We start from the raw sequence: 24663 nt of genomic DNA on the forward strand, positions 1-24663 counted from the left end.
TATCTGGACTTTCCCCTCTTCGCTTAGCTATAGTCTTTACTATAGAGATTAAAGCCTTCCGCTAGCTCTCTCCCATTTTGCCCCCTCCACGATGATATAGCGTAAAGGAGCTTTGCATGCGTGTCTCACCAGCTCGACGTCGCCGCTGGAACAACATAATGATATTATTGGTGATCTTATTTATCGGAATATTAAATCTGCCGACGATCATCAAAAGTTATTTGCTCCCTGATCCCACTCAGCAAGAGTCTACGACGCCCCAAGTTTTTGACCCACACAACCATGTAAAAACCATCAACTTTACAGGCTTTTCGTTGCAGAAAAAGCAAGGGGAATGGTATTCCACCGCGCAGCTTCCGATGTCTGCAGCCAATCTGGCCGAGCGCTGGTTATCATTACAGGGCACTTTAGTGGATGAAAAAACCTTTGAGTCACTTGTGCCGCGTTTAGGTAATCCCTCTACAGTAGAAGTATGGTATGACAACCAAGCCGAACCTCAGCGTATTACTTACTATCGCACAGCGAAGTTTTGGCTATTTCAAAATTGGCAACATAAGTGGGTGGCGATATCGGTGGCGAAAGATTACATTATGCCTGCAATTAACCAACCTACTGTGGAATTTTAAGACTCCTGATTAAGGAATTATCATGCCTGAATTACCAGAGGTGGAGGTCAGCCGTCAGGGGATCTCGCCTTTTTTAGTCGGTGAAACCGTCAAAGCGATTGAAGTTCGCACGCCAAAACTGCGATGGGATATTCCATTTGCCCTGAAAAAGATGGAAGGGCAAGTGATTCGAGATATCAAACGTCGCGCTAAATATTTGTTAGTGGAAACCGATGTCGGGACCGCTCTGATTCACTTGGGGATGTCAGGATCGCTGCGTGTGTTAGAGGCTGCGTTACCCCCGGCTAAACACGATCATGTGGATCTGTTTATGATGAACGGGCGAGTGTTGCGTTATAACGATCCGCGTCGTTTTGGGGCATGGTTATGGTATGAACCTGGCGAAGCCCCTGCGGTACTGGCGCATTTAGGTCCAGAGCCATTAAGCGATGCATTTACCGCGCAATACATGGCAGAGCGAGCAAAAAAACGACAGGTCGCGGTGAAGACATTTATTATGGATAATAAGAATGTCGTCGGCGTTGGAAATATTTATGCTAGTGAGTCCTTGTTCTCGGCGCGTATATTACCGACTAGACCGGCTCACTCACTCACATTAGCAGAATGGCAAGTGTTGGTTGAAAAGATTAAAGCCGTATTAGCGCACTCGATTCGTCAGGGTGGCACTACACTTAAAGATTTTAACCAAGTCGATGGAAAACCTGGTTATTTCGCTCAAGAGCTACAAGTGTATGGTAAACAAGGTGAAGCCTGCCCAGAATGCGGCGCTGTGATTCATGAGCAAAAAATCGGCCAAAGAAATACGTTTTTCTGTCGGTTATGCCAGATTTAAAAAATTAATCAATAGTCAGTATGAATAACTCGTTTGAGTCAGCTAGATTGACTCTCTTGGGTTCATATCTGTTTTGTCTCATTTTTAGTAGAATATCTATTTACACGTTGATTGGTAGTTGCGCGATTATGAAGTTTCCTAAGCTAATGAAATCTCTTGACCGTAAGTTCGGCAAGTTACGTAAAAAAAGTTCATTTTTAAATAAATGCTATAACCATTTGTCGGATATCAATGTGGAACATAGTTTCCATTCGGCGAAATATAAGGCTGAGATCAAGCATGCTTCTCAGCAAGCCATTGAACAACTACTGGCACCGACCAAGCAAGCTTCTGTATCGTCTGAATGTCCAAAAATTATTTGGATGTATTGGCATTCAGGGTTTGATAATGCACCAGAGGTGACCAAGTTAGCGGTGAAATCGTGGCAGGCAATGAACCCTGATTATGACGTGCGATTACTTAACAACGAGAATATCCATGAGTATGTGGATGTAGATTTTGACATGGTATTTCGTAATACTTCAGTGCGGTGCTTATTGCCAATTAAAGCTGATATTCTACGTTTATATCTTTTAAGCCGTTTTGGTGGTGTGTGGGTCGATGCCACCACGTTTTGTATGCAGCCGCTAAATGATTGGTTGCCGCAAGCGTTAGAGCCCTGTGGTGTGTTTAATTTTAAACAAAAGAATAACCCGACCCGGCCTATCGAAGTGTGGTTTCTTGCTGCCCCACAAGGGTCGCCTGTGATTAACGATATTCTTACTCAATACATCGAATACTTGAATAAGCCGCGCGAACTGACATTATTTATTTCGGGTAAGGTTCCGCTTCTCAATAAAGTACTCACTGAAGAAGAGCAACATCGTCCCTTAGGCGCCGAAATTTCTGAGCGAGCAGAAAAATTTGGCTTCATGCCTTATTTCTCTATGGCTTATTTTTCGTTTGAAGCAATTAGGCGTCATCTTTCTGAACAGCAAGTGGCGATGTATTTACGCCAAGATGAACCTAATGCGATGACCAATCGTTATGCATTAACCAAAGATCCGTTCAGTGAATTTGAGAACGCGTATGTCTCTAAACAAACCTATGTCGAGTCATATTTGAAAAGTGATTTGTTTGCACAGCGTAAAGCGGTGTTAATGCAGCGTTTGCAGCAAATAGAGAATCAGTAATAAGTTCAATAGTGGATACAATAAAAAGCGCGTAGCACCCATTAAGTGCTACGCGCTTTTTATATGTGTGGTTACGCTTGCTGTACTTTTTGTTGAATTGCTTGCGCTACCGCTTCAGGAACAAACTCTTGAATATCACCACCATGAATTGCTACTTCACGTACAATCGAAGAGGAAAGAAACATAAACTCTTCCGTCGGCGTTAAAAAAATGCTTTCTAGTTTAGGCTGAAAACGACGGTACATATTGGTTAAACCAAACTCGTATTCAAAGTCAATCGTGGTACGTAGTCCACGAATCAAAATATCCGCCTGCTCATGTTTAACAAACTCAATTAACAAGCCAGAAAACCCCTTAATCGAGACGTTCGATAAATGGCTAACGGCTTGCTGGGCCATGGCTACGCGTTCTTCTAAAGTAAACATAGTGTTTTTAGAGGGGCTCGCTGCCACTCCGACGACGACATCGTCAAATAAGGCCGCTGAACGTTCAATAATATCGAGATGCCCATTGGTGAGCGGATCAAAGGTGCCGGGATAAATCACTTTTTTAATCATAAGGATGACTTAATTGTTTGGTAAATGTCTTGATAACGCTGAGCCGTGTGCTCAATACGAAACGTGGTAAGTTTTTGCTGCGCACCCGTACATAAACTGTCTTTTAACTCAGGATTAGATTGTATCGTGAGAATGGCATCGGCAAGTGCTTGGCTATCACCTGGTTCAATTAATAAACCGGATATCTTGTCTTCGATAATATCTGGAATACCACCCGTGCGACTGGCTACCACAGGCAATCCGCTATTTAATCCTTCCAAAATCACTGAGCCAAGTCCTTCAGTATAGGAAGGGTGAACTTGTAGATCCGCCGCTGCAAACCAGCTCCCCATATTTGACTGTTGGCCGCAGAAAGTGATGTTAGTTAGGCCATGGGCAAGATTTTCTAAATCAGGGCGAGCTTTACCATCGCCCAGTAAAGCAAAGTGAATCTTGGGATTGCTTTCTTGGAGTATTCGCGCGGCCTCAATCGTGACATCAAAGCCTTTGTGCTGCAGCATATTCGCCGCATGAATAACAAGAAAGCGGTGTTCAAATCGCTTGTGAATATCGCTAACCGTCGAGTCATCGCTCGGGTACGTCACCGGAGAGCTTGGAATCTTATGCGTGACTAGAGCTGGGTAGGCTTGGTGAATTTTCGCAACAATATCACCACTCAGTCCAACAACAGCGCTGGCCTGATGATAAGCTAGGTTCGCTAACCACTTTTTCTTAAGCGGATTGTCGATTCGGCGAGTGACAATATAAGGCGTACCGTGCAGGAGCTTTTGAATGAGAGCCCAGTAAATGGCACGGCCTTCATGGACATGAACCAAATCATAGCCGGCGGTAATCTTGGCACCATGAGCGTGAAAATAATGACTCGCTGAGATCACGCGGCAAGGAAGCTGTCGTACAGCTTCGATAAATGGGCTCTTAGGATTAGCCACGACAGTCAGCTCATAACCTAATGCCACTTGCTGCTTGATTAATTGTAGCGTTTGGTTTTCTCCGCCGTGATAGCCAGAGGCAAGGTTTACGTGGCAAATTTTCATAACCATTACCAAATCTTATTGAAGTCTTCTTTCTCAAGAACTTTAGGATCACGTTGATATTCAAGTAACTTAGCGTACTTAAGGTAACTGTTTATCGCTGAGCTCAGTGCGACCGTCATGCCATCGACACCGCCGAGAAAACCACGCTGCATAATGTATTTGCGAAAGAATGCATTTAAACCGTGTGAGAATGGTGAAAAAGAATTCGCTCGTTTGCCTTTTTGGTACATGATTTTTGCCGCGCGGCTACTAAAGTTACGTCCAGGCTTAGCAAACAGTTGACCTAAGTTCTCAAATGAGTAATGAATGAGGTCACAATCAAGTTCTTTTGGCTTTTTCGCTTGTACGGATGCGTGTTGTTTAACATCGGAAAATTTGGTTTTTTGGCGGTTAAATAGACGAATACAATAGTCAGGATACCAACCACATTGTTTTACCCAACGACTGCCAATATGGTTACGACGACGAAATGCAAAACCATCATGGGAAGTGTTTTCAAGATCTAGGGCTTGTATCGCAGCAATGGCCTCTGGTGTTAAGCGCTCATCTGCATCCATGCTAAGTACCCAATCATTCGTTGCATGAGGCAGGCCGACATTTTTTTGAAAGCCATCACCTAGGTAGGCCTGTTCGATAACTTTGGCACCCATTGATTGAGCAATAGTTTGCGTGTCGTCAGTGCTTTGTGAATCAACGATAATCACTTCAGAACAGACGGCTTGTAGTGATTCAATACACTCTTGAATGTTATTCGATTCATTCAGCGTAATGACAATACCTGTAATCATGTTTTTCTCTCTCATTCTCGAATTACTGCCTTTATCATGCTGTATTTAAGGCATTATCGAACGTTTATAAGTTGAAGTCTGCAACCACGCGATCAAACATGTTAATCACTGCGGGAATAGTAATGCGCTCCATTGCCGTCTCATCTTTTACTCTGGTGCGCCAATCGAGATCAGCAATCGGCTTTTGATGTTCTTCAGCGATGGCGGTTTCATAAGCGGATACCACATATTGTCGGTATTGGTACGGACCAGTACGCTGTGGGTTATGGTGCGCATATAAACCTATCACTGGTGTATTCACGGCGTTAGCCATGTGAGCTGGGCCTGTATCTGGAGCAATCACCATGTCGGCATGACTGAGCAGAGCCAACATTTGCTTAATGGAACTCTTACCGACAATATTGCTGATAGGCACTGATAGAATTTGTGTAATACTAGCACAAAGATGTGTCTCTACAGGAGAGGGGCTGCCTGCAATAATGACATGCCAACCTTGCTGATGTGCGTGTTCAATGACTTGAGCATAGCCTTCTGGTGTCCAGTTTTTGTAGGATTTACTCGCCCCTGGAACAACCACCAAATTGCGTTTTTGGGAGGAAAGTTGGGTTTGCGCCCATTCGGTATCTGCTTGTGAATAAGGGATTGACCAGTGTGGCGTGCTTGTCGGGACCCCAAGGGTGTGGCCAAATGCCATTAATCCATCAAGGACATGGGGTGCTTGTGGAGAGGCTACTTTTATATTGGTAAACCAAGTTTGAAAGTCTTGGCTGCGCTTAGCATCAAAGCCGAGTTTATAGCGTGCCTTAATCCCAAGTGTGGCAATACTCGCGCGTAATGCATATTGCATGTGTAACAGTGCATCAAAATGGCGGCCTTGTAATGTCTTCCATAACTGACGATAACTCTGCCATCCTTGCTTTTTATCAAACACAATCACTTCAACGCCAGGTAAGTCAGCGATTAAGCTGGCTTCTAACTTTCCTGTTATCCAAGTAATGCGAGTCTCGGGCCAGTGTGCTTGTATCGCTTGCACAGCGGCTACCGTATTGCAGACATCACCAATCGCGGAGAGTCGTAAAATACACAGTGATTGTGGCGCAGAATTAAACAGAGTCATCGATTACTCTCTTTCTAAGGTCGTTCAGGGGAGGGCGAGCTGTTGAATTAACGAGGTCTACTTCCCACATGGTAAAGTCAATGTTATTGGAACCCGAATTGTAGGGGGCGCAGGGCACGACGTCTATTCTATCATGCCATTATTTAAGCAAGAACATACTAGGGATAAATATAATGGTTATTATTTTACTTGGTATTAAACGTTTGAGAGATTATGTTCATTACCAGATTGATGTAAACTAAATAAATATCAATTATTTCCAACATACCAAGATGTCCAATGACATCAGTGATCTCAATACAAGGTGACCACGGTGAGAAAAGTACTCCAACAAGGCAGCCAAACTATTTGGTATGACGATGAACTTCTGCACGAAGATCCATGGCGCTGTTTCGATGCGCAATATTGGCAAGATCGCAATAAAGTCACCGGGAGTGCTCAAGGGCGAGGTACCACATGGTTTGTACAGTTGGAATCTATGGAAGCTGCACTGCGTCATTATCGCCGGGGTGGTTTGTTTGGAAAGATCGTTAGAGATCAATATTGGTTTTCTGGTTGGGAAAATACACGCAGTTATCAAGAGTTTGTTTTACTTGAAACATTGCAACAAGCCAGTGTTAATGTGCCCAAACCCATCGCTGCTCGTGCGGTTAAGGTTGGACCATGGTATCGCGCGGATTTACTTAGTGAGAAAATTCAAAGCGCGCAAGATGTGGTTGGCCTCTTACAAACTACGACATTAAGCCAAGCGAGTTATGAGCGTATCGGCCAAATGATTGGGCGTATGCACCAAGCGAATGTGAATCACACTGATTTGAATACACACAATATATTGATCGATAACTATCATGAAGTATGGATTATCGATTTTGATAAATGTCGTATTGAAGCTGCTCAAGGACAATGGAAAACAGCGAATTTGGAGCGTTTGAAACGGTCATTTTTAAAAGAACAGGCTCTGTTTATGACGCCGTGGTCTGAGAATGACTGGCTATGGTTGCTCAAGGGGTATAATAGCATTACCCAATCACCGGTATGATTGGTTGTTTAAAACATCAACGGCTATGTGTTTATTCCGTGAATTTTCACCGCACACTCTCTGCTTTTTTCTATATTCGCGTAGAATTGGGTTTGAATGTAACTAACCAAGGTTAACCAATCACGCATTATGTATCGTGCTCTTTATACTCTATTACTCGTTATTGTTTCGCCATTTTTTCTCTATACGCTGCTGAAAAAACGCAGTAATAAACCACATATTGGTCGCCGATGGAAAGAGTACTTTGGGTACTGTGCACCGTTAGATTCATCGGCGCCAGTCATTTGGTTGCACACGGTATCGGTCGGGGAAGTCATAGGCGCCGCGACGTTTGTTAAAGCCCTTAAGCAGCGTCGCCCGAATACCCTGATTGTCATGACAACCACCACCACGACAGGTGCGGCACAGGCGCAGAAGCTTGGCGATTTGGTTGAACATCGCTATATGCCATTAGATTTTCCGTGGGCGGTTAAACGCTTTATTCGCCGCATTGGCCCTGAACAGCTTCTTATCATGGAAACGGAATTATGGCCAAACACACTAGCGGTCACGCATGACATGAATGTGCCCATTTCCGTAATTAATGCCCGATTATCAGAACGTTCTAGTCAGCGTTATCAAAAGCTACCGTCCTTAGGTGGCTTCTTAGCTAAGCATATCCAACATATTTTTTGTTTACACCAAGACGATGCTGATCGGTTTCGAGAACTAGGGTTTAACGCGCAGCAGTTAACGATAACGGGGTCACTCAAGTTTGATATTACCGTTGCCGACGCGGTTATTCGCGCTGGTAAACAATTGCGTCATCGCCTTGGAGCGAAACGCCCAGTGTGGATTGCAGCGAGTACGCATCAAGGCGAAGATGAGATTGTGCTTGAGGCACATCGTGTGTTACTCAAGCGTTGCCCGGACGCATTATTGATTTTAGTTCCGCGTCACCCTGAACGTTTTCAATCGGTTGCCGGTGAGATTACGGCGCATGACCTTTCTTATATACGCCGTACCGAGCAGCCTAAAGGGGCGATTTTATCGCAAGTATACTTAGCCGATACGATGGGTGAAATGATGCAACTGTTATCAGCAAGCGACGTCTGTTTTATGGGTGGCAGTTTATTAGGCGATAAAGTCGGCGGACATAATTTATTAGAGCCTGCTGCATTAAGTTTACCGACGTTGACAGGACCCAGTTATTTTAATTTCAGTGATATTGCTGGGCAGTTAATTGAAGCTCAAGCCACTGTGGTGTGTGATTCGCACAAACATATTGCTGAACAACTGATTTATTTACTGGATCATCCAGATACACGCACTGAACGTGGCGAGAGTGCATATCGCGTGGTAGAACACAATCGTGGCGCGATAGAACGAACATTAGCAGGATTGTTTACCCATGAAGACGCTTGATTATCAATACCCTCTGCAACCAGACTGGCAAATCCCGACAACGATTGCGCAGTCTGGCACGTTATCATTCGATGAACGCTTATTACCAGATACTAAGCAAATCACTGTGTTACTGGCTGTGGAGTATACCTCGACGAGCAAAAATACGATGGGTAGCGTGACGATTAGTCAGGCAGGTTGGCAACCGGATGCTCGTGAACATGAGCAGTTTTTTGAAGCACAGCAAGCCGGTAAGCGGTATATTAATCTGTCAGCTTTGCCGAGTTTGAGTGGTATACAGCTTACGACAAGAGAGTGTCAGTTAGGTACGCAGGCATCGTTACTAATATTTCGGCATCCATCAATTGAGCGCGGCCCGATATTAATCATTGCGCCGCACGCCGATGATGCCGAGTTAGCGGCGTATGGGCTTTATCAGCATTTACATTCACAAGTGTGGATTGCAACGTTATATGCGGGCGAATCCTTACAAAAGATCGCCAAGCAGTACATACCAGGTTTAGATGACTCAATGGAAGCCGGCTGTCCACGCAAAGCGGAGATCCGTCATTGGAATAGTATGACGACGCCGGTCCTTTCCAAAGTGCCAGCCAATCAGCTGGTGTGTTTAGGATATTCAGGCATCACGGTCGATAATTTGTACCATGCGCCGAATGAAGCAATTGCGCACGGAGCGGGCTCACAATATACTCCAACTTCATTCCGCTGGCTCAATCCAATCAGTTTGTCTAATGATCTTGAAATGGAGAATACACCGCAAGCCATGCTTAATGAGTTATCTGAGTTATTATTGCGTATTCAGCCCACAACCGTGCTGGTGACTGATCCAGAAGTTGACCCTCATCCTGAACACAAAGCCGCTGCACATGCATTGGCACTCGCGATGGAACAAAGTGATTACGTGCCTGAGCAAGTACTGATGTATGTGAACCACTTAGAAGGAATTAAAGATTTTCCTTATGGGCCAGAACATACTACAACGGCGTTAGCTCCGTTTTATCAAAAATATCAGTACTTTCATCAGGTGCAAGTGTATAGCCATCACTTATCATTCGCTCAGCAAAAAAACAAAGTTGTCGCTTTTGATACTATGCATGACTTGCGCTCAGCTGCGTCTATCGAGAAGAAAATTAAGCGCTGGTGGCATGAAAAGACGAAAGGTTATGGATACCGTTACTATGGTAACCACATTTACTTTCAAACGCATATCAAAGCAGCAGAGGTGTTTACAGTATTACCAGGGCAGCATTATCGTGAGCAGTTACTAACTGTTCGTAAGTCATCATAGCGGCGCAGTAATGATAAGAAAACGGCCTGTCAGATGACAGGCCGTTTTTTATATCGTGAGTATTCTCGTGGTATATTTTCAACCACTATCTACTGCATAGCGTCAGTGGTGAATGTATCTAGGTAGGTCTGCACAATACGTTGACCATCAAACTGAGCGAGAGAGGATTGTACGGCGGCCTGGTAATCCTCATCATGTGGTGTGGTGAGCGCGTTATACATGGCTTGCGCTAATGCTTCTGGCGTCATATCCGCTAAGTAATCACTTAATGGTCCTTGCATGATTTGTGAAACACCACCGGGGCAACGTGTTGCGGCAACCGGCGCGCCACAAGCTAATGCTTCGATTAACACCATACCCAGCCCTTCTGATTTGGAGCTTAAGGTAAATAAATCGGCATGAGCAAACCAAGGATAAGGAGGCATTTGCTGCCCTTTGAGAAAAACGCGATTGCTCAAGCCTAATTGAGCAACTTTTTCTTCAATGGCGGCACGCTCACGGCCTTCTCCGACAATGACCAAGTCTTGGGTCACGCCAAAGCGATTAACTAAAATATGGTAGGCTTCAATAAGTAATGGGACATTTTTAATCGGGCTTAAACGGCCCAAGCCTAAAATATACGGTCGAGGATGCAAATGGTTTTTATCGGCTTGGCTTTGCTCTGCAATTCGATCGTATTCAAGAGGATTACTAATGAGTGTGGCACTACGTGGGCGAATATCATGCAGCTTGGTAATCGCTTGAAAGTTTTCCATAACTCCTTGCGAGATACACACCATGTTACGGTTGCCATAAATGCCCTGAAACGCACGTTGTGAAAAACGGCCATAGTGATGTTGACCTTGCACACTTTCACAGACAAATACAAAGCGCGGATCTTGCAGTGGCCACACATGCTCAAACGTCCCATGACCTCGAAATACAATAAGATCAAACTTGGTATTATTGCTCGCTTCTAATGCACTTAAGCTTTTTGCAAACGCTTTACACTCTGCATAGGCAAAAAACCTCGCGTAGCTTTTACGCGCAAAAATATTAGCAAGACGACAAGCCATCATCCACAGTGCACCGAATCCGGTACGTAATGCGGCTTTTTTCACATCGAACAAATGAACCGGAACACTTGGGTCATCAGGCTGCAACTCAATTGGTCTATCTTTTAGATAAATCAATTCTACGTCATGGCCTGCTTTATGAAATGCGTTGGTCAAATTAACCGCCACTCGCTCCATACCGCCGACTTTCAAGCTATTGACAACGACAGCAATTTTCATGATTCAGCACGTCCCGATTTTTGGGTTTGCAAGCGAGAAGCAAAGTAAAAAGTATATAGACAACCAAAAATAATATTATGGGTATAGACTCCATAAGTTCGCGAGCTGAATGTTTCAAAGCAATTAATCACCAACCAAAAAGCCAAAAAGGTATAGGCGAATACCATATAAGGTTTTAGATCGGCGTCGTGTCGCATGGAGATAAATAAAGAGCGGAGCAGCCAGTAGTATAATGTATAGACTAATAATAAGCCCAGAACACCATAGGCAACTAAGGTTTCAATATGAAAGTTATGTAGATGACCAAACCTTTGTTTCAGGCTGACACTAAATTTTGGTGATTGAGCAATCACTTCTTCTATGGCTGCAGAGCTACTACCTAGCCATGGGTGGGCGCTAATCCACTTTGATGCTTCAATCCAAGAATTAAAACGAATGCCAACACTAGACATTGGGATATGCTGCCAATCGCCGGCAGCAATGGTGTCCATCACTGAGTTTTCTTGGTTCAAGCGCTTCTCTATGATGCTTGACTGGCTAAACGCGGCGCCACATAAAAGAATAATGACGTAAAAAAGCACGAGTTTTTTACCACGACACTGTTGATAAACATGGGCGAGAAAGAGTGGCAATAACCCTAACGCTACAGCTAAACCGAGCCACGCCTGACGTGACTGAGAAACAATTAATAACCACGTCAGTGCGCCTAACATTAGAGTGTTAAGCAATAACATCCCCCAGCGTTGATACTGTGAGAAGCGTTGTCGAATCCAATGATAGCCAAAAAGATGGATTAACATCCCCACACCAGCAAACATAGAGGTAAATTGCGCATTCTTTATCGCAAAATCCACTCTTTGCCCATTCATCGCCCTAATCCACTGGCTATGGAAATTAGGATCTGCCAGTACTGCAATAATAATACCTGCTGAAAACGCCATTAATAGCCACGGAATTATCTGTTTTGAGCCCCTTAGCCAGTAAGCAATAAGTACAAAACTAAATAATTTTGCAAGACGATCTAAGTTAGGCATCTCTAAAGCAAAATTTGGAAAATAATGGAGAGAATTGAGCCAACTGGCAAGTTGAGCAAGTAATAACGCTCCTAATAACCATAAGACCGGATCTTTACGTAAGGTGTGGCGTTCAATCCACAACATCGGGATCGATAAAACTAAAAAAAGAATAAAGATATTTTTGCCAATGTCCTCAAACCCTACCGAGAGCAAGACACTAGTAAATAATAGAACCAGCATACACGCTCGCATGTAGGTACTTTGATAGAGTTGTATAAAACGAGGTGAAGCTATATGTGTTTCTGTATTCATTTTCATAGCGATATTCTTGTCAGTAAATAGCTTAAGTATCTGGAGTGATTGCTGAAGAAACTCTCAACCGAGTAAAAAACCTAACAGGATTGAATTTCACGAATAACACGCTCACTGGAAAGTTCAGTTAAGCACTTCATATGCCCAAGTGGACAGGTACGTTGAAAGCATGGACGACATTCAATATCAGTACCGATAATACTCACTTTATCAGTCAGAGGCGGTGTGTAATTTGGAGACGTAGATCCATAGACACCGATCACATAACAACCGACGGCAGCAGCGACATGCATTAAACCAGAATCATTACTAACGACGATTTTACAAGCGCCCAATAAGTCAATGGCTTCAATCAAAGAGGTTTTTCCAGCCAACACTTTTAGGTGGGGTTGATAGTCTGGGGTCACCAAATTCTTGATCGCATCACAGGTTGGAGTGTCTTTACCTGAACCAAACAGCCAAACTTGATAGCCTTGTTCTACGGCATATTGGGCCACGTGCGCGTAATGCTCTACCGGCCACTGTTTAGAAGGGCCAAACTCTGCACCTGGGCACAGGCCTAAAATGGGTTTATCGGTGGCAAGGTCAAATTTTTCAGTAGCACTGAGCTGCGCCTGATTATCAATCATTAAAGCAGGGCGGGGTAAGGTATTAATTCCCCCCAGCGAGCTGGAATCAACCATGTCTTTTTTTGGATGTGCGAGAGCGACGAGGCGCTCCACCATATATTGAAACGCTTTGCGGTTAGGACGAATATCATTAAGGAGGCCATAACGGCTTTCTCCTTTCCAGCCAATACGTTTCGGGATGCCAGCAAAGACAGGGACTAAAGCCGATTTTGCTGAGCGCGGAATCACATAAGCGCGGTCATAACCTTCTTTAGCTAACTTACGGCCTAACTTATATCGGGTTTTTAACCCAAAGTTACCGTGACCAACCGGCATTTCAATAGCTTGGCTGACTTCTGGCATACGATCTAGGATCGGCTTACACCATCCAGGCGCCAAAACATCAATCTCAAGATCTGGTTCTTGCTCTTTAAGGCGCTTAAAAAGAGATTGCGACATGACCATGTCACCGACCCACGACGGGCCTATTATAAGAGCTTTACTCATCACGGCTTCCGTTATTATTTTTTAGCTAATTGTCGCTTGGCTTGCTTGTAAACATTATCGCCATTAGGTTGTGTTTTTAATAAACGTAACGTCCACATATATTGTTCAGGGTTTTTGGCTACGGCTGTTTCAATAAATTGATTCATTGAACGAGCATCGTCTTCTTCCGTTGTATTGGGAAAGTTCTCGAAAGCAGGGTAAATATCAACAGTATAGCGACCTGTTTTGGCATCAATCATGGCAAATACTGGCACAATTGCAGCGCGAGAGACTTTGGTGAGCTTACCTAATCCTTTGAGGGTTGCTTTTGTTGTGGCAAAAAAGTCGACGAACACACTCGCTTCAGCCCCATGGTCTTGATCAGGAAGGTAATAGCCGAGATAACCATCACGTACAGATTTGATAAACGGCTTGACGCCATCACTTCGTTCATGGACTTTACCGCCATATTGCACACGCTGACGGTGCATTAACCAATCAAGCACTTCATTACGTTGTTTCTTGGCCATCGCAGCGACAGGCAGATCCATGGACGCAAATAAAATGGCTGGGATATCAATGGTCCAAGAGTGAGGAACAAGCAAAATGACATTTTTTCCTTGTGCTTGCAACTCGGTCAGATTGTCCATGCCACGAATGTCACATTGTTGTTTAAGCCAATTTTTATTACGTATTGTCAGTAGACCAAAGCCCGTTAAAAACACTGCAGACGTTACTAGCATATGATGTAACGTCGCTTCACGTTCTTCGGTGGTAGTATCTGGAAAACATGCTTTTAAATTAGCGCGCGCATTTAAGATAGTGCCACGTTGTTTTTTGAGCATTTTATTCGCCACTTTGACTGATAGCCAATAGCGAAATGAATGAGGTAGTAAAGAAAAAGGAATCCAAACCAATAGCATAAGCCAAGTTCCCCAATAGCGAGGCGCAAAGAATCGCCAATGTAGAGTAGGGTTATATGCTTTGGGATCGTAATCATTACGAGAAGAGGTCGACATCTATACTCAAACCTAGAAGAATAAAAAATTGAACAAATGCGTAGTATAGCAGTGAACCATTAATAAGAAAGGTGACTTATTCTTTATTTGATCAATTCTATTGTAAATATAACAATCAGTTATCTTTACATAAGCCATTTTTATTGTCTAAACCGCCTACTCAACTTGCATCGAATCAACAGAAAAGTGAATTCGTGCTGTGAGAGCTACTCTGCTTCTCTTATTTTAGGGGGAACTAGAAGTAAGGAGCACCAAATCCGCTACAGTTAACACCTCACCCCGCAGGGCATTTAACACATGTCCGAAAAAAGAAAGGGAGCAACAACGTTGCTCCCTTCAATCGCATAACTTGCTTACGAATGACTAGTCATTGCCAAACAAATCACGGGTATACACTTTAGCCGCAACATCGGCGAGTTCTTCTGCCATTCGGTTAGACACAATAACATCGGCTTCTTGCTTAAAGGCGTCCATACTTGTAATAACACGAGAGTTAAAGAACAGTTCATCTTTTAGTTCTGGCTCATACACAATTACTTCAACGCCTTTAGCTTTTAAGCGCTTCATGATGCCTTGAATAGATGATGCTCGGAAGTTATCCGAGCCAGACTTCATGATTAAGCGATAAATGCCCACCACTTTAGGTTGACGTTTTAAAATACTCTCGGCAACAAAGTCTTTACGAGTACGGTTCGCGTCGACAATTGCATTGATGATGTTATTAGGCACGCTTTCATAGTTAGCTAACAGTTGCTTGGTATCTTTTGGTAAACAGTAACCACCATAACCAAAAGAAGGGTTATTATAGTGCGTACCAATACGCGGATCTAAACCAACGCCTTCAATGATCTGACGCGCATCTAAACCGTGTACTTCGGCATAAGAATCAAGCTCGTTGAAATAGGCCACACGCATTGCAAGGTACGTATTCGAGAATAGTTTTACCGCTTCTGCTTCGGTTGAGTTGGTAAAAATCGTTGCAATATCTTGTTTCTCAGCCCCTTCTGCCAGTAGACCCGCAAAGGTTTTCGCGCGCTCACTTTGCTCACCAATAATGATGCGAGAAGGGTGAAGATTATCGTATAAGGCTTTGCCTTCACGTAAAAATTCAGGAGAGAAGATAATGTTGTTAGTATTAAATTCTTGGCAAATATTTGCAGTATAACCGACAGGGACTGTCGATTTGATTACCATCGTCGCATTAGGATTAATTGCCATTACATCACGAATCACGGCTTCTACCGAAGAGGTATTGAAGTAATTGGTTTCTGGATCATAATCTGTTGGCGTTGCGATAATAACAAAATCAGCACCCTGATAAGCGAGGTTTTTATCTAACGTGGCGGTAAAGTTAAGTTCCTTTGTATCTAGGAAGCGCTCAATCTCAGTATCAACAATCGGAGATTGCTTACGATTCAGCATTGCCACTTTCTCTTCTATAATATCGACAGCAACAACGTCATTATGCTGAGAAAGTAACATCGCGTTAGAAAGACCGACGTATCCTGTGCCGGCAACTGCAATTTTCATATATAAGCCTTATAAAATAATAAAATGTAACCTAGTTAATTGATTAGTTAATTAGTTAATTGATTAATTAATTGTTAATAATTGTCATGTACTCTGCAACACCTTGTGCCACGGTTTTAAATGGCACATCGCAGCCAGCGGCGCGTAGTTTAGTAAGATCCGCTTGCGTATACTCTTGGTAAGCGCCTTTAAGATGCTCTGGGAATGGAATGGTTTCAATTTTTCCCTGTCCATGGTGCTTAATTACGGCGCGCGCAACTTCTTCAAACGATTCCGCGTTGCCAGTACCACAGTTGTAAATACCAGAAACCCCATGCTCCATAAACCATAAGTTCACAGTTGCCACATCACCAACATAAACGAAATCACGTTTAAATTGTTCGCTTCCAGCAAAAAGTTTCGGATTTTCTCCAGCATTCATTTGATTATTTAAATGAAAAGCCACAGATGCCATGGAACCTTTGTGCTGTTCGCGAGGGCCGTACACATTAAAGTAACGGAACCCGGTAATTTGCGACAGTTTTTCACCGTGCTGCTCGGCATCTTGCCATAGTCGGCGTACATAATTATCAAATTGCTGTTTGGAATAGCCATATACATTGAGAGCACCTTCGTAAGGACGTTCTTCAATGAAGGTGGTGGTATCACCGTACGTTGCCGCTGAAGAAGCATATAAGAAAGGAATATCACGTTCTAAGCAGTAATGCAGAAGCTCTTTTGAATATTCATAGTTATTGAGCATCATGTACTTGCCGTCCCACTCAGTGGTAGCAGAGCAAGCACCTTCATGGAAAACAGCTTCGATAGAACCGAAATCATCACCAGCCATCACTTGAGTCAAAAAGTCGTCGCGATCCATATAATCGGTGATATCCAAATCGACCAAATTTTGGAACTTACGCCCGTTGGTTAAATGATCTACAACGAGGATGTCGTTAATACCGCGATCGTTGAGCGCTTTAATGATGTTGCTGCCGATCATCCCGGCACCGCCTGTAACAATAATCATGCATTTATTCCTTAGTCAATCTATTACCACTATTGCCCTTATTATAAAGCTTAATCATTAGCCTGTAATCACAAAAATCAATTTAAAAAAATCATATAGTTAGCGAATTTCTTAAGATTGCCTACAATGTTTACTTGTATAAAACCAAGAAATGTTATTCTTAGGCACAGATTTATCTGAACTGTCTGGGCGGTAGCGTGCCTAATTTATTACTAAACGGGTTTTAACTCTCGAATCAGTATTGAGATGACATCGAAAAAGTGGATGAATAAATGAAAATTTTAGTGACTGGAGGGGCAGGGTTTATCGGCTCAGCAGTAGTACGTCATATTATTGATAATACGACGGACAAGGTGGTCAATGTCGATAAATTAACTTACGCCGGTAATACGGAATCGTTAAGCGGTTATACCAGTAATGAACGTTATTGTTTTGAGCAGGTAGATATCTGTGATGGTGCGGCGATAAAACGTGTTTTTGAACAACATTCTCCTGATGTTGTCATGCACTTGGCAGCAGAATCACATGTAGATCGCTCTATTGATGGTCCAGCAGAGTTTATAGAAACCAATATTATGGGAACGTATCAGCTGCTTGAAGCGGCGCGCCAGTATTGGAACCAATTAGATGATAGTAAAAAACAGGCGTTTCGTTTCCATCATATATCCACAGACGAGGTATATGGTGATTTAGAGGGGACGAGCGATCTATTCTTAGAAACCACCAATTACCAACCTTCTAGTCCCTATTCTGCCTCAAAAGCCTCCAGTGACCATTTAGTCAGAGCATGGAATCGAACCTATGGGTTACCAACGCTCGTTACCAATTGCTCAAATAACTATGGCCCTTATCACTTTCCTGAAAAGCTGATTCCTCTCATGATTCTAAATGCACTGGAAGGTAAGTCATTGCCAGTTTATGGCGATGGCATGCAAATCCGTGATTGGCTGTATGTTGAAGATCATGCACGAGCCCTGTATCGGGTAGCTACAGAAGGAAAAGTAGGAGAAACTTATAATATTGGTGGGCACAATGAAAAAGCCAATATTGAGGTTGTCAAAACAATTTGTACGCTTCTTGAAGAGTTAGTTCCGGAAAAACCAGAAAACATTGCACATTACAGTGATTTGATTACCTATGTCACGGACCGCCCTGGGCACGATGTTCGTTATGCTATTGATGCAACGAAAATAAGCCAAGACTTGGGATGGGTTCCGCAAGAAACGTTTGAATCTGGAATGAGAAAAACGGTGCAATGGTATTTAAATAATCGTCAGTGGTGGAGTCGAGTGCTTGACGGCTCATACAGCCGTGAAAGGTTAGGCACACATAATCACTAACATGGGAACCGTATTATGAAAGGTATTATACTCGCTGGCGGTTCTGGAACTCGCTTATATCCAATAACTCGTGGTGTTTCAAAACAATTATTACCTATCTACAACAAACCAATGATTTACTATCCGCTATCGACGTTAATGCTTGCGGGAATCAAAGATATTCTGATTATTACCACTCCAGAAGATCATGAGAGTTTCAAACGATTACTGGGTAACGGCAGTACGCTTGGTATCAATTTAGAGTACGCCATTCAACCGAGCCCCGATGGATTGGCTCAAGCCTTTATTATTGGTGAAAATTTCATTGATGGTGATAGTGTTTGTCTTGTTTTAGGCGACAATATTTTTTATGGACAATCTTTTAGCAAGACTCTGCATAATGCAGCAAGTCAAAAGCAAGGTGCGACCGTCTTTGGTTATCAAGTGAAAGATCCTGAGCGCTTTGGGGTCGTTGAATTTGACGATAATATGAAAGCCATTTCAATAGAAGAAAAACCCTCTCGGCCGAAATCTGATTATGCAGTCACGGGGTTGTACTTTTATGATAATCAAGTGGTTGAATTAGCGAAAACAGTTGAGCCCTCTGAACGTGGTGAGCTAGAGATTACTGCTCTCAATGAGATGTATTTAAAGGCGAATGCTTTAAATGTGGAATTACTCGGACGTGGTTTTGCATGGTTAGATACAGGTACGCATGAAAGTCTTCAGGAAGCCTCAGCATTTGTTGAAACGATCGAGCATGTTCAAGGTCTTAAAATCGCGTGTCTAGAAGAAATAGCATGGAGAAATGGGTGGCTGGATGATCAACAGGTTATTGAGCTCGCTCAGCCGATGCTAAAAAATGATTATGGTCAGTATCTACTCAGGCTTGTGAATGAAAGACAAAAAAAGGCTTCGAAATAATGAGAGTATTAGTGACAGGTAGCCAAGGGCAAGTGGGGCAGTGTTTGGTTAAAAATTTGTTAGCCAAAAATATCACAACACGAGCTTTAGACCGCACTCAGCTTGATATTACTTCCCCGCAGGCTATCACTCAGGTCATGGATGAGTTTAAGCCGAATATTGTTATCAATGCGGCTGCTTATACCGCCGTAGATAAAGCGGAGACCGACTCAGAACTCGCCTATCTTATTAACCGAGATGGCGCGAAGTATCTGGCTCAAGCGGCATCAGAGGTCGGAGCTGCTCTGCTGCATATCTCAACGGATTATGTTTTCTCGGGTGCCCGAAACGGCGAGTATCAAGAGACGGACATACCTGCTCCACAAGGTGTGTATGGCGCGAGCAAACTAGCCGGAGAGTTAGCCATACAGGAATCTTGTGCTCGACATATTATATTGCGGACGGCTTGGGTATTTGGAGAGTATGGTAATAACTTTGTGAAAACCATGCTACGGCTTGGCGTTGAGCGGAGCGCTTTAAATATTGTTGCTGATCAATGGGGTGGGCCAACTTACGCAGGCGATATTGCTTCAGCTCTCATTAACATTGCTGAATCAATTAATACCAATGAATCCGTTGAGTTTGGTATTTATCACTTTTCTGGACTTCCGTATGTAAGTTGGTTTGATTTTGCGAGTCATATTTTTGATGCGGCAGTAGACCAAAATGTATTGGCGCAACGACCAGAGCTTACCGCGATTACGTCAGAGATGTATCCGACACCAGCAATACGACCTGCCAACTCAAAACTTTCCGTACAAAAAATAAAAAAACATTTTGATATTGATGCGAGCAACTGGCAGCAAGCGTTAAATTACCTTAATAAATATTGTCATTAAAAGATAAATCTTATGAATGTTATTGATACAAAGATACCAGAAGTCAAAATTATTGAACCAGCAGTATTTGGCGATGAACGGGGTTTCTTCATGGAAACCTGGCAACAGAAAAAGTTTGAGGAGCTGGTTACGGGTAAACCCACCACGTTTGTTCAAGATAATCACTCAAAATCCAAGCAAGGTATTTTGCGAGGTTTACATTATCAAACGGAAAATACACAAGGTAAACTCGTTCGAGTCATTTCCGGAGAAGTATTCGATGTCGCTGTTGATATACGTAAAAATTCACCAACATTTGGACAATGGGTTGGCGTGTATTTATCGGCTGACAATAAAAAACAGCTCTGGGTACCAGAAGGCTTTGCTCATGGTTTCTATGTCACATCCGAGGAAGCTGAGTTCGTGTATAAATGCACGGATTACTATAACCCTAAGGCTGAAAAATCAATTTATTGGGCTGATGAGACAATTAAAATTGATTGGCCTGTGGATGACAAGTCAACTCTTGTGATTTCAGAAAAAGATCGTCAGGGTCTTTCTTTTGATGAGATAGTATATCTATAGGACTAAAATGAAATTTTTAAGTTTTTTATCAAGTTTTTATAAAAATAAAAACTTGATATATCAATTAACAAAGCGAGACATTCTATCTAGATATCGGGGTTCTGCCATTGGTCTAACATGGTCTATTATTACGCCCTTGCTTATGTTAACGCTGTATACTTTTGTTTTTTCTTATGTATTTAAAGCTCGTTGGGGAGAAGCACCTCAGCTACCCAAAGAAATGTATGCACTAGTTCTTTATACTGGAATGATCTTGCATGGACTATTTTCAGACTGTTTGAATCGGTCACCTACAGTATTGATTTCTAATACTAGCTATATAAAGAAAGTAGTTTTTCCGATAGAGATACTAAATTGGGTAACATTATTTAGTGCTTTGTTTCAAGCTGTTATTAGCTTTGTTATTTTATTTATCGCAACTATCCTTATCCAAGGAAGTTTAAGCTATACATCTTTACTTTTACCTATACTATTAATCCCTTTTTTGTTATTGACCTTGGGGGTTGGCTGGTTTGTTTCAGCACTTAGCGTCTATTTTAGAGATGTTATACATCTAACCGGTATATTAACGACCATATTAATGTTCGCCTCACCTATATTTTATCCGGTTTCTATCCTACCTGAAAAATTGAGAGTGTTTATTTACATGAATCCTTTGACGTATTTTATTGAAGAGGCTAGGAATGTAATTATATGGGGTAAGTTTATAAATTATAATTCTTATATTATAGTCTTAACCTTATCTATTCTTACCGCCTTTCTGGGGTATTTTTTCTTTCAAAGAGTAAGAAAAGGATTTGCTGATGTACTCTGATATTGTATTAAAGGTTGATAGTGTCAGTAAACACTTTGATTTGTTTGATACCCAAAAAGATAAATTAAAAAAATTAGCAAGAGAATTATTAAATAAAAAAAACACAAGCAATAAAGTTTACCAAGCACTTAATGATATATCTTTCGAAGCTCGTAAAGGTGAAGCTATAGGAGTTTTAGGCAAAAACGGAGCTGGAAAATCGACGTTGTTACAGTTGATTTGTGGGACATTGACTCCCACAAAAGGGAATATTAATGTTGTTGGACGCTTAGCAGCACTATTAGAATTAGGCGCAGGTTTTAATCCTGAGTTTACTGGTAGGGAAAATATTTTTATTAACAGCGCAATCTTAGGATTAAATCGTAATGAAATTAAAGAAAAATTTGATGATATCGTAAAATTTGCAGATATAGGTGATTTTTTAGATCAACCTGTTAAACATTATTCTAGTGGTATGTTTATGCGTTTAGCTTTTTCGGTTGCATCGAGTGTCGAGCCAGATATATTGATTGTTGATGAAGCTTTAGCAGTGGGAGATGCTCGTTTCCAAGCCAAATGTTTTCGACGGCTTGAAAAATTAAGAGAAAAAGGTACTACGATATTATTGGTTACTCATTCCACGGAGCAAATAACAAGGCATTGCTCTAAAGCTTTGTTGATTGACCGAGGACATATGGTAGCTTTCGGAGAAGCTAATAAAGTCTGTAATCAATACCTTGAGCTTCTTTTTGGTAAGACGACTACGAATTTACCTATTAGTGAACGTAATAACCCGAAAGTAATAGAACATGATAATAATCAGTTCGATCTTCAAAATTTGGAGAACTCAATTTACTATAATCCTCATGAGCACAAGTGGGGAAATGGCGAAGCTGAAATTATCGATTTTCATATCATTCAAAATAAAAAAATAAATCCTACTATTATAAGTTCTGAATATTCTTTGAATGTTATTTTTCATGCTAGATTTAATGTTGATGTTGACAATGTTATCTTTGGTTTGACTTTAAAAACTAAAGATGGCGTGACGATATTTGGGCGTAATACTAAAGGCGAATTAGGTACAGAGTTACTTCAAAAATTAAATTCACAAGAGATAAGAAAAGTTAGCTTCTCAATAAATGCTAAGTTGGGGACCGGAGATTACACCTTATCATTAGGAATAGTAAAAGAAGTTGATGGTGAAATAATTCCTATGGAACGGAGATACGATTCGATATTAGTTCATGTTGAATCCAACTCTTTATCGTATGGCATAGTGGATTTATATGAAAAAATTGAGGTGTCTAATTGTGAACTATAAAAAGTCTGAAGATTATAACTATTATTATAAGTCTGATAAAAAGTCTATCTCCTATTCTGACGGAACCGAAGTAGAAGATCGTATTTTTGAAATTATTAAGAGCGTAAATGACAAAAGTGTTCTGTCGGATGAGTTATTTAATAAGATCGATGATTGGCCAACAGAATATCATTTTTCTAAATCTAGACATTGCTTACTTCGTCCTTTACCAATTAAGCCTGGTGACTCAGTTTTAGAGCTAGGTTGTGGCTGTGGAGCAATGACACGTTATTTAGGCGAAATAGGAGCAAAAGTAGATTCTGTTGAAGGAACCCACTCTAGAGCACGTATAGCCGCAGAGAGATGTAAAGATTTGCCTAATGTGAATGTTTATGTTGATGACCTTTTGAAGTTTTCTTCTGAAATTCAATACGATTGGGTATTATTTATTGGGGTTCTCGAGTATGCGCCATTATTTTCAAACAAAGATAATCCAGTTGAACATTATTTAAACTCAGCTAAAAATTACCTTAAAAAAGATGGTAAACTAGTAGTTGCAATAGAAAATAAATTAGGATTAAAGTATTTTAATGGCTGTAATGAAGATCATGTGAATGAAGCTTATTTTAGTATAGAGAATAGATATAGTGAATTGACACCAATTACATTTGGTAAATATGAATTGCAGGACGTATTAAATGATGCAGGATTTCTAGATACTGAATTTTACTATCCATTTCCTGACTATAAGCTACCGACTGCTATTATTCATGAGAACGCTTTTAAACATGATTTTGTTGTAAGCGATGTTTTAAAAGGTCTTAATGCTAGAGATTATAGTGGTAATAATCATCGTGTTTTCGATGAATCATTTGTTTGGCCAGAATTAGAACAAAATAAACTAATAGAGGACTTGAGCAACTCCTTTTTAGTTATTGCTCAGTATAACGAAAATAAAATAAAAAATGAAAGCGAATTAGCTTGGCATTATAACGTTAATAGAAAGAAACATTTCACTACTAAAACAGTGTTTAAATATGAAAATGATCATATTGTTACTTACAAAAATAAGTTAATAGATAATTCTATAAAAATAGATAATATAGTTCTTAAAGAAGTTTCAGATGAGTACTTATCAGGTAATACACTACAAACACAAATAGAAAATAGTTTTCATAAATATAAAAATAAAGAAATGTTACTTTCTTTTTATAAGGAATGGATAAAATTCATAATAGACAATCATTCTGATTATCATTATAAGAAAAGTATTAGTGGCTCAACGATTGAAGGTGATTATATCGACTTAACGCCATTTAATATTAAAATAATTGATGGTGAAACGAGGTTTTTTGATCAAGAATGGCAATCAAATGATAGAGTGTCTTTATTATGGATAATTTTTAGAGGAATTTATTGGAGCGTGTTTAAGTTAAACACTACACATGAATTTAATATAGAAATTATTAATGAAATAAAGATTTTATTGAAAGAATATGATGAAGTAAGCGACCTAGATATAGATAAAGTTATAATTAAAGAAAAAGAATTCGTTTTACTTATTAGTGGTACATCTTGTGATATTGACTCTGTTATTAATAAGTGCCCAACAAAGTATACGTTATTGCCTGAGGATTTAGCTCGATGTAATAATAAAAATAATGAGTTATTAATTCAAAATGAATTTTTAGCAAATAGAGTTAGGCAATACGAAAAAATTATTTTTATACCTTTTTTTAGAAAGTTAAAGAATTTATTTAAGAAGATTTGA

At 41.2% G+C, this 24663-nt stretch carries 23 protein-coding genes; 13 read left to right on the forward strand and 10 right to left on the reverse strand.

Features of this window, described 5'->3' with window-relative positions; genetic code table 11:
• Positions 1 to 116 precede the first annotated feature (116 nt).
• From OCU30_RS00560 to OCU30_RS00570, 3 genes are all read left to right on the forward strand, one after another.
• Positions 117 to 626, forward strand: coding sequence for a hypothetical protein (locus tag OCU30_RS00560; protein ID WP_077313876.1), 510 nt, complete (start codon positions 117 to 119; stop codon positions 624 to 626).
• A 22-nt stretch (positions 627 to 648) separates the two neighbouring features.
• Positions 649 to 1458, forward strand: coding sequence for a bifunctional DNA-formamidopyrimidine glycosylase/DNA-(apurinic or apyrimidinic site) lyase (mutM, locus tag OCU30_RS00565; protein WP_077313875.1), 810 nt, complete (start codon positions 649 to 651; stop codon positions 1456 to 1458).
• 233 nt (positions 1459 to 1691) lie between these two features.
• On the forward strand, positions 1692 to 2630 hold the full coding sequence (locus OCU30_RS00570; protein ID WP_159439114.1) for a capsular polysaccharide synthesis protein: 939 nt from the start codon (positions 1692 to 1694) through the stop codon (positions 2628 to 2630).
• A 71-nt stretch (positions 2631 to 2701) separates the two neighbouring features.
• Here OCU30_RS00570 and coaD read toward each other — a convergent pair whose 3' ends face one another.
• The 4 genes from coaD to OCU30_RS00590 all read right to left on the reverse strand — a co-directional run bounded on the left by coaD (position 2702) and on the right by OCU30_RS00590 (position 6126).
• Entirely contained in the window at positions 2702 to 3187 is a 486-nt protein-coding gene (coaD, locus tag OCU30_RS00575) for a pantetheine-phosphate adenylyltransferase (RefSeq protein WP_077313873.1), read from the reverse strand.
• Positions 3184 to 4221, reverse strand: a complete 1038-nt coding sequence (locus OCU30_RS00580; protein ID WP_077313931.1) for a glycosyltransferase family 4 protein — start codon at positions 4219 to 4221, stop codon at positions 3184 to 3186. The genes coaD and OCU30_RS00580 overlap by 4 nt, the downstream gene beginning before the upstream one ends.
• A gap of 5 nt (positions 4222 to 4226) precedes the next feature.
• On the reverse strand, positions 4227 to 5009 hold the full coding sequence (locus OCU30_RS00585; protein ID WP_083730720.1) for a glycosyltransferase family 2 protein: 783 nt from the start codon (positions 5007 to 5009) through the stop codon (positions 4227 to 4229).
• A 64-nt stretch (positions 5010 to 5073) separates the two neighbouring features.
• A complete protein-coding gene (locus OCU30_RS00590) occupies positions 5074 to 6126 on the reverse strand; it encodes a glycosyltransferase family 9 protein (protein ID WP_077313871.1) in 1053 nt (350 codons plus the stop codon).
• A gap of 313 nt (positions 6127 to 6439) precedes the next feature.
• On the opposite strand from OCU30_RS00590, the gene OCU30_RS00595 reads away from it, so the two are divergent.
• The 3 genes from OCU30_RS00595 (at position 6440) to OCU30_RS00605 (ending at position 9857) form a co-directional block, all read left to right on the forward strand.
• Positions 6440 to 7165 (forward strand): 3-deoxy-D-manno-octulosonic acid kinase, encoded by a 726-nt coding sequence (locus tag OCU30_RS00595; RefSeq protein WP_077313869.1) that lies wholly within the window; start codon positions 6440 to 6442, stop codon positions 7163 to 7165.
• Positions 7166 to 7291: 126 nt separating this feature from the next.
• Complete coding sequence (gene waaA / locus OCU30_RS00600) at positions 7292 to 8569, forward strand: lipid IV(A) 3-deoxy-D-manno-octulosonic acid transferase (protein ID WP_077313867.1); 1278 nt, start codon at positions 7292 to 7294, stop codon at positions 8567 to 8569.
• Positions 8556 to 9857 carry a PIG-L family deacetylase gene (locus tag OCU30_RS00605; protein ID WP_077313865.1) on the forward strand — a complete coding sequence of 434 codons (1302 nt, stop codon included), beginning with the start codon at positions 8556 to 8558 and terminating at the stop codon, positions 9855 to 9857. Before waaA ends, OCU30_RS00605 begins: the two co-directional genes overlap by 14 nt.
• 89 nt (positions 9858 to 9946) lie before the next feature.
• Here OCU30_RS00605 and OCU30_RS00610 read toward each other — a convergent pair whose 3' ends face one another.
• The 6 genes from OCU30_RS00610 to rfaD form a co-directional block, all read right to left on the reverse strand.
• On the reverse strand, positions 9947 to 11131 hold the full coding sequence (locus tag OCU30_RS00610; RefSeq protein WP_077313863.1) for a glycosyltransferase: 1185 nt from the start codon (positions 11129 to 11131) through the stop codon (positions 9947 to 9949).
• A complete protein-coding gene (locus tag OCU30_RS00615) occupies positions 11128 to 12465 on the reverse strand; it encodes an O-antigen ligase family protein (RefSeq protein WP_077313861.1) in 1338 nt (445 codons plus the stop codon). Before OCU30_RS00615 ends, OCU30_RS00610 begins: the two co-directional genes overlap by 4 nt.
• 74 nt (positions 12466 to 12539) lie before the next feature.
• Entirely contained in the window at positions 12540 to 13574 is a 1035-nt protein-coding gene (gene waaF / locus OCU30_RS00620; protein ID WP_077313859.1) for a lipopolysaccharide heptosyltransferase II, read from the reverse strand.
• Between the two features lie 14 nt (positions 13575 to 13588).
• A complete protein-coding gene (gene lpxM / locus OCU30_RS00625; RefSeq protein WP_077313857.1) occupies positions 13589 to 14572 on the reverse strand; it encodes a lauroyl-Kdo(2)-lipid IV(A) myristoyltransferase in 984 nt (327 codons plus the stop codon).
• A gap of 363 nt (positions 14573 to 14935) precedes the next feature.
• On the reverse strand, positions 14936 to 16102 hold the full coding sequence (locus OCU30_RS00630; protein ID WP_077313856.1) for a nucleotide sugar dehydrogenase: 1167 nt from the start codon (positions 16100 to 16102) through the stop codon (positions 14936 to 14938).
• A gap of 67 nt (positions 16103 to 16169) precedes the next feature.
• Positions 16170 to 17111: an ADP-glyceromanno-heptose 6-epimerase gene (gene rfaD, locus OCU30_RS00635; protein WP_077313854.1), complete on the reverse strand. Its 942-nt coding sequence runs from the start codon at positions 17109 to 17111 to the stop codon at positions 16170 to 16172.
• Positions 17112 to 17383: 272 nt separating this feature from the next.
• Between rfaD and rfbB the strand changes: the two genes are divergently transcribed.
• Genes rfbB through OCU30_RS00670 form a run of 7 tightly spaced genes read left to right on the forward strand, consistent with a single transcriptional unit; the run spans position 17384 to position 24663 of the window.
• The gene (gene rfbB, locus OCU30_RS00640) at positions 17384 to 18451 is read left to right on the forward strand and encodes a dTDP-glucose 4,6-dehydratase (RefSeq protein ID WP_077313852.1); all 1068 of its coding nucleotides are present in this window, start codon (positions 17384 to 17386) and stop codon (positions 18449 to 18451) included.
• Between the two features lie 15 nt (positions 18452 to 18466).
• A complete protein-coding gene (rfbA, locus tag OCU30_RS00645; protein ID WP_077313850.1) occupies positions 18467 to 19354 on the forward strand; it encodes a glucose-1-phosphate thymidylyltransferase RfbA in 888 nt (295 codons plus the stop codon).
• Entirely contained in the window at positions 19354 to 20232 is an 879-nt protein-coding gene (gene rfbD / locus OCU30_RS00650; protein WP_077313848.1) for a dTDP-4-dehydrorhamnose reductase, read from the forward strand. Before rfbA ends, rfbD begins: the two co-directional genes overlap by 1 nt.
• A gap of 12 nt (positions 20233 to 20244) precedes the next feature.
• Positions 20245 to 20796 carry a dTDP-4-dehydrorhamnose 3,5-epimerase gene (gene rfbC, locus OCU30_RS00655; protein ID WP_077313846.1) on the forward strand — a complete coding sequence of 184 codons (552 nt, stop codon included), beginning with the start codon at positions 20245 to 20247 and terminating at the stop codon, positions 20794 to 20796.
• A 7-nt stretch (positions 20797 to 20803) separates the two neighbouring features.
• Complete coding sequence (locus OCU30_RS00660; protein ID WP_077313845.1) at positions 20804 to 21610, forward strand: ABC transporter permease; 807 nt, start codon at positions 20804 to 20806, stop codon at positions 21608 to 21610.
• Positions 21600 to 22913 (forward strand): ABC transporter ATP-binding protein, encoded by a 1314-nt coding sequence (locus OCU30_RS00665; protein WP_077313843.1) that lies wholly within the window; start codon positions 21600 to 21602, stop codon positions 22911 to 22913. Before OCU30_RS00660 ends, OCU30_RS00665 begins: the two co-directional genes overlap by 11 nt.
• Positions 22903 to 24663, forward strand: coding sequence for an SAM-dependent methyltransferase (locus OCU30_RS00670; protein ID WP_159439113.1), 1761 nt, complete (start codon positions 22903 to 22905; stop codon positions 24661 to 24663). Before OCU30_RS00665 ends, OCU30_RS00670 begins: the two co-directional genes overlap by 11 nt.

Origin of the sequence: Vibrio palustris (assembly GCF_024346995.1) — a bacterium.
Taxonomy (GTDB): Bacteria; Pseudomonadota; Gammaproteobacteria; order Enterobacterales; family Vibrionaceae; genus Vibrio; species Vibrio palustris.

Bases quoted from the DNA above. Each gene is read 5' to 3' on its own strand.
- OCU30_RS00580 (WP_077313931.1), bottom strand. From the start codon at position 4,221: ATGAAAATTTGCCACGTAAACCTTGCCTCTGGCTATCACGGCGGAGAA.
- OCU30_RS00590 (WP_077313871.1), bottom strand. From the start codon at position 6,126: ATGACTCTGTTTAATTCTGCGCCACAATCACTGTGTATTTTACGACTC.
- rfbC (WP_077313846.1), top strand. From the start codon at position 20,245: ATGAATGTTATTGATACAAAGATACCAGAAGTCAAAATTATTGAACCA.
- OCU30_RS00560 (WP_077313876.1), top strand. From the start codon at position 117: ATGCGTGTCTCACCAGCTCGACGTCGCCGCTGGAACAACATAATGATA.
- OCU30_RS00615 (WP_077313861.1), bottom strand. From the start codon at position 12,465: ATGAAAATGAATACAGAAACACATATAGCTTCACCTCGTTTTATACAA.
- OCU30_RS00605 (WP_077313865.1), top strand. From the start codon at position 8,556: ATGAAGACGCTTGATTATCAATACCCTCTGCAACCAGACTGGCAAATC.
- rfaD (WP_077313854.1), bottom strand. From the start codon at position 17,111: ATGATTATTGTTACAGGCGGTGCCGGGATGATCGGCAGCAACATCATT.
- mutM (WP_077313875.1), top strand. From the start codon at position 649: ATGCCTGAATTACCAGAGGTGGAGGTCAGCCGTCAGGGGATCTCGCCT.
- rfbD (WP_077313848.1), top strand. From the start codon at position 19,354: ATGAGAGTATTAGTGACAGGTAGCCAAGGGCAAGTGGGGCAGTGTTTG.
- OCU30_RS00665 (WP_077313843.1), top strand. From the start codon at position 21,600: ATGTACTCTGATATTGTATTAAAGGTTGATAGTGTCAGTAAACACTTT.
- lpxM (WP_077313857.1), bottom strand. From the start codon at position 14,572: ATGTCGACCTCTTCTCGTAATGATTACGATCCCAAAGCATATAACCCT.
- rfbB (WP_077313852.1), top strand. From the start codon at position 17,384: ATGAAAATTTTAGTGACTGGAGGGGCAGGGTTTATCGGCTCAGCAGTA.
- rfbA (WP_077313850.1), top strand. From the start codon at position 18,467: ATGAAAGGTATTATACTCGCTGGCGGTTCTGGAACTCGCTTATATCCA.
- OCU30_RS00585 (WP_083730720.1), bottom strand. From the start codon at position 5,009: ATGATTACAGGTATTGTCATTACGCTGAATGAATCGAATAACATTCAA.
- coaD (WP_077313873.1), bottom strand. From the start codon at position 3,187: ATGATTAAAAAAGTGATTTATCCCGGCACCTTTGATCCGCTCACCAAT.
- OCU30_RS00660 (WP_077313845.1), top strand. From the start codon at position 20,804: ATGAAATTTTTAAGTTTTTTATCAAGTTTTTATAAAAATAAAAACTTG.
- OCU30_RS00610 (WP_077313863.1), bottom strand. From the start codon at position 11,131: ATGAAAATTGCTGTCGTTGTCAATAGCTTGAAAGTCGGCGGTATGGAG.
- waaF (WP_077313859.1), bottom strand. From the start codon at position 13,574: ATGAGTAAAGCTCTTATAATAGGCCCGTCGTGGGTCGGTGACATGGTC.
- OCU30_RS00630 (WP_077313856.1), bottom strand. From the start codon at position 16,102: ATGAAAATTGCAGTTGCCGGCACAGGATACGTCGGTCTTTCTAACGCG.